At 57.0% G+C, this 4,913-nt stretch carries 3 protein-coding genes; all 3 read right to left on the bottom strand.

The genetic code is table 11. The features are described from left to right. Window positions 1-510: 510 nt before the first annotated feature. The 3 genes from VAE55_RS18540 to VAE55_RS18550 all read right to left on the bottom strand — a co-directional run bounded on the left by VAE55_RS18540 (window position 511) and on the right by VAE55_RS18550 (window position 4,677). The gene (locus VAE55_RS18540; protein WP_322817200.1) at window positions 511-1,773 is read right to left on the bottom strand and encodes a S41 family peptidase; all 1,263 of its coding nucleotides are present in this window, start codon (window positions 1,771-1,773) and stop codon (window positions 511-513) included. Window positions 1,774-1,806: 33 nt separating this feature from the next. Beyond that, window positions 1,807-3,528 (bottom strand): peptidoglycan D,D-transpeptidase FtsI family protein, encoded by a 1,722-nt coding sequence (locus VAE55_RS18545; RefSeq protein ID WP_322817201.1) that lies wholly within the window; start codon window positions 3,526-3,528, stop codon window positions 1,807-1,809. A 69-nt stretch (window positions 3,529-3,597) separates the two neighbouring features. Further along, entirely contained in the window at window positions 3,598-4,677 is a 1,080-nt protein-coding gene (locus VAE55_RS18550; RefSeq protein WP_322817202.1) for an ATP-binding protein, read from the bottom strand. Window positions 4,678-4,913 lie beyond the last annotated feature (236 nt).

Consider the following 4,913-nt stretch of genomic DNA (forward strand, 5'->3'; position numbering starts at 1 on the left):
TACCCGCTTGTTATGCACGTGTCGCGCGGTGTGGAGTGCGGCAGCCATGCTGCCGCACCAGCCGTGCTCACGATCCGGCGCGTGGCATACCGTTTCCCATCCTGGTCACGGGGGTGCTGAATGTGCTCGTGCCGATCGTCGAGTTGGTCAGGCATGCATGCGATACCTGTGCGTAGACGTTTCGTTGTACCAGGTTCGTGCCTGCGCACCAGCGGCCACGGTCAGCCCCTGACGGCGGTGAAGATGATACCGGCACCGGCACGTGCGCTGGAAGCCCGCGCTACGGGGAGCACTTGCAGCCTGGCCTAACGCAGCGCGACATGTGGGTAATGCATAGGCGGCCCCCGCCCCTACGCAACCCGCCCCTTCCACCACACGCCAAACGTCACGCCTGACACACCGGCCAACGATGACCCCGATACTGCACCAGAACGAGGCACCACCGCTGACGTGATTAGTAGGGGCACGGCATGTCGTACCCCCGCTACCTGCCACGATATAATGACCCGCTCACCTTACCTCTCTGATATGATCAAGCGCCAGTGCAATCCACGGATCGGCCTCGAAGCGAAAGCGAGTCCAATCGCTGGACGGTTGAATATCCGGCTGTACCCCCTTACCTTCAAGGTCACTACCATCGTTGAGGCGAAACACCTCTTGCGCAACCCACAGCCGAGCACCGCCAGTAATCTCGTAAGCGTAAATGGTTTCTGTATTACCGGCTGATGGTCGCCCAATGACTGTAGCCTGAGCCTCTTGCTGTAACACGGCTGCCAGTAGCTCGGCGTATGAGGCAGTACCACGATCAACCAGGATCACCAGCGGCAACCCCCGGAGATCGGGATTGCGCGCCGTGACCACCAGTGGTGTAGCTCCTTTGCGGCTGATGAACTCACCTACATCACCGGTGACAAAATGACCGAGTAGACCACTGAGCACGTCGCGCCATCCGCCTGGATTGCTGCGCAGATCGAGGATCACTCCCTGCAGCGGGTGCTCAGCCAGCAGTTGTTGCAGCACCATCGCTACCTGCTCGTGCATGTCGTTGACCCACAGCGTATTGATGCCGACGTAAGCCACATCATCGCTTAGGCGGCGTATCAGTGGCTCGATACGGCCTTCCACCCGCTCTCGGATCAGTTCAAGCTCGCGCGAATCACCTTCTGGCTGTACGATCAGCAACCGCACGCTACTCCCCAACGGACCTTCAATTGAACCCAGATTGAATGAAAGGCCATCAATCGCCACAATGCGATCACGTGGCTGCAAACCGGCCCGGGCAGCCGGACTGTCGGGGAAGACGTGCTGAATCAGCAAGCCGTCGCTTAACGGGAGAGTACTGACACCGATGCCAACCTGCTCTTCACGTCCTCTGGTCAACAGATCTTCGGCGATCACCGCCTGCGGTGGCACAAAACGTGAATGGTCGTCGCGGAGTAGTCTGACCATAGCGCTGATGACAGCGAAGAAGGATGCATCGTCCTCGGCGGCCAACGCTCGTGCTCCATACTCTGCCCGCACACGTGCCCAATCCACACCGTTAAAGGTGGGATCAAGGTAGTGTTCGTTGATCGTTGTCCAGACCTCCGTGAAAATTTGCTGCCGTAGCTTCGCGTCAAGCGGTGGTCGCGGTGTCGGTGTTATCAACGCTGTGGTCGGTGTTGGTGGGATTGCAGTAGGAGTCGGTGCAGGTTCACGGACTTCCGTTGACGCATGTGTGCATGCCCACAAGAGCGCACACAGGAACCATATCGACACCCAGCGAAAGCTCATACGTTCCAGCATGTATTCAAACCAGCAATTTACTTACTCTAACGCGAAAGCAGCAGCCAATACCTCGCCAGCCAGCCGGGCAGCTACACCGCTACCTTCGCCACCCTGCTCGATGATGACTGCCACTGCATAACGTGGTGTGTCGATTGGGCCGAGCGCGATAAACCAGGCGTGAGGTGTCGCACCGGGAATATGCTCCGCAGTACCCGATTTTCCTCCCACCGGCCAGTTAACATATTGCGAGATGCTTCGTCCAAAGCCATATTGAGCTACCGCAGCCATATAGCTGCGCATACGATCAGCAGTTTGGTTTGACATAACACGGCGCAGACTGTACGGATTGGCCTGCCAGATCGTACTCCCATCAGGGCGGTTTACCCGCTGAACGAGGTAAGGTTGCATCATGACCCCATCGTTGCCGATGGTGGCTGCGACAAGTGCCATCTGCAACGGCGATACCAGCAGTTGGCCCTGACCGTAGCCGGTGTCGGCCAATGCACGGGGCTGGTTCAAAAAATCGGCCTGTACAGATAGTAAAGATGGCTCTGAAGGCAGATCGCGCAGGGGCCGAAAACCGCTCGGCAGGTGGTTTGGTGCGAAGATATTAAAGCGTTGTGCAACTTCGGTTAATCGTTCGGCACCGAGGCGCACGGCGTATTGGGCGAAGGCCGTATTACAGGAAAATGCATACACCCGTTCCAGAGTTACCGGTTCACCAATTTGTGCGCCCAGATTGTCCACCGCATTGACAATTGGTGGTGCATCAGGTTGCGGATAGTACTCATTAGGGCAGGTAATCTGATCCGGTTGCCCTTGTAACCAGTATTCCAGCACTGCCACTGCCGTTACCGTTTTGAAGGTCGATCCGGGTGGGTATCGGCCCTGAGTTGCCCGATTGAGTAACGGTTGACCAGCATCGTCACGGTTGAGAAAAGCCCAGTAATCACTTACCCGCTGGCGTTCTGCTGCCAGATCAGGTGCTGCTGGATCGACCACGAGTTGACCCGGATCAAAGCCAGGTCGGCTGACCATGGCCAGAATAGCACCGGTACGCGGATCGAGCACGACCACTGCGCCGCGGCGATCACCGAGTAAAGCAGCCACTCTTGCCTGAAGTTCGGCGTCGAGCGTCAGCGTCAACGAATTGCCACGCTGTACTTCGCCAGTCCATTCATTGAGCAGCACCTGCCACTCGTTGCCGCGTTCCCCCGACAGGTATTCATTGTAGGTGGCTTCCAGCGCACTCTGGCCGTACCGTGGGCTAAAAAAGCCGAGAACATGACCGAACGCTGTCATATCGTATTGCCCTGCCAGTGGATATACCCGGCGGGCGATACCGTTGATCATTGTGCTCTCGGCTAGCACACGTCCGCGTCGATCAACAATCGCGCCACGCAACACTCGCTGCGTCATCAATACCGGACGCACATTACTGATTGTACTGCCATCAGTACTGGTAACAACATGGTTACTGATAGCTCCAGCCCGCACAAATTGTTGACGGAGTAGTTGCAGGCTGAGCATTAGAAAGCCGATAATAATCACGACTCCAACCCGTGAAACTGTACGGGCCAGATCGCTTGCCGGTGGTGCATCGTGTAGCCAGCTTAACAGCACGATGCCGGCCAGTGGGCCACCGATCCAGAGCAACAACAGCCAGCGTGACTCTTGTTCAACCGGCAACCAGATACCGTAGCCGAGCAAGACCAACGCAATGACCAATGCTGGCGCATACCAGAAACGGCGCCGTCTCATGCGATAGCACTCCTCATCCATTGCTCAACTGCGCGTACAGCGAGCACACAGTGTTATGATACCGCACATTTAAGGTTCGAGGGGAAGTGTTACTCGCACGATCAGCCCGCCTCGTTCACCTTCAAAGACGGCCAGTTGACCATCGAGTTCAGTAATCCGATAGCGGAGAGTGCGGAGTGCGTGGAAGTGAGGTCGTTCGTAGGTGCCATCTAGCAAACCCACCCCATCATCTTGGATTTGTAGTGTCGCCGTCCGTTCATCAACCTGCAACAAAACCTGGCACGATGAGGCATGAGCGTGACGGCGCACGTTTGACAATGCTTCCTGAGCAGTGCGAAGCAGAACACTCTGTTGTACCGCAGTAAGACGCTGGACTGCACCTTCAATCTGGCACTCAACCTGCAAGCCCCCGCGTTGGCGTTCACTATCAACCAACTGCTTAATCGCCAGTTGCAGGTCAGGTCGTAACGATACTGTTGACGTTGTGCCGACCGGACTTCGGCTCCCGACACTACCGGACGCCGATGAATACCATTCCGGTGGGCGTCGAATGGTATCGTTCGCACCTAGCGCGGTTTGACGAATATCGACCATTCTAGTTGAAGAATGGATTGGTGAATCGCTGGTATCCAGCGACCGGTTAAGTGACTGTTGCCACCATTCTACCAGGCCAGTCCAGGTCAATGCGAAGAGGAATGGTATCCCGATGTGCATCGGCAGCGATGATGGATTGCCGGTCAAAATGCCACTGCTCAGGTACAGCAGGGCACTGCACAATCCGGCACTGATCATAGCACCGCGCCATCCGAAGAGCAATCCCGGAGCGATCAGGCTGCCGAGTGCGTTCATGCCGAAGGGAAGAAATGTATTGCCACTCAGTACCAGCACCAGCCAGCCGAGCACAATATCCACTGCCAACAGCGGGGGCCGGCGCTTCATCAATTGCAAATATTGCCGGGCCTGCCGGGTAATGAACACAACGATCAGGAGTACCAGCAAGAGCAGGCTGGCGTTCAAGGGCAACTGTTCAGTGGGGCGGTTGGGCAGGGTCAGCGCGATGCCGGCGCTTAACCATGCCAGCCAGCGATACCCAACGAACAGATGAATGGGTTTCAGACGCTGCCGCCACGAATCTATAAAGTGTCGCACGCGCATTCTCCCGGCGGCGGCCGGAAGGAGGAGGTCGCCGCGATGTGCCTGCGGACAATTGGGTAAGACATGAGTAAGTGTAGCAGAAAGCAGACGGTGCGGCAAGACCTATCATCACAATTTCGGCACGTTTCGTTCAAGCCACTATCGCCGGTCGTTACCTTATCCGCGTGTGGCGTCGTTTGGAGTGCGGCAGCCATGCTGCCGCGCCAGCCGTGCTCACAATCTGGCGCGTG

It is taken from the genome of Chloroflexus sp. (assembly GCF_034432675.1).
Classification (GTDB): domain Bacteria; phylum Chloroflexota; class Chloroflexia; order Chloroflexales; family Chloroflexaceae; genus Chloroflexus.

Bases quoted from the DNA above. Each gene is read 5' to 3' on its own strand.
- VAE55_RS18540 (WP_322817200.1), bottom strand. From the start codon at position 1,773: ATGAGCTTTCGCTGGGTGTCGATATGGTTCCTGTGTGCGCTCTTGTGG.
- VAE55_RS18545 (WP_322817201.1), bottom strand. From the start codon at position 3,528: ATGAGACGGCGCCGTTTCTGGTATGCGCCAGCATTGGTCATTGCGTTG.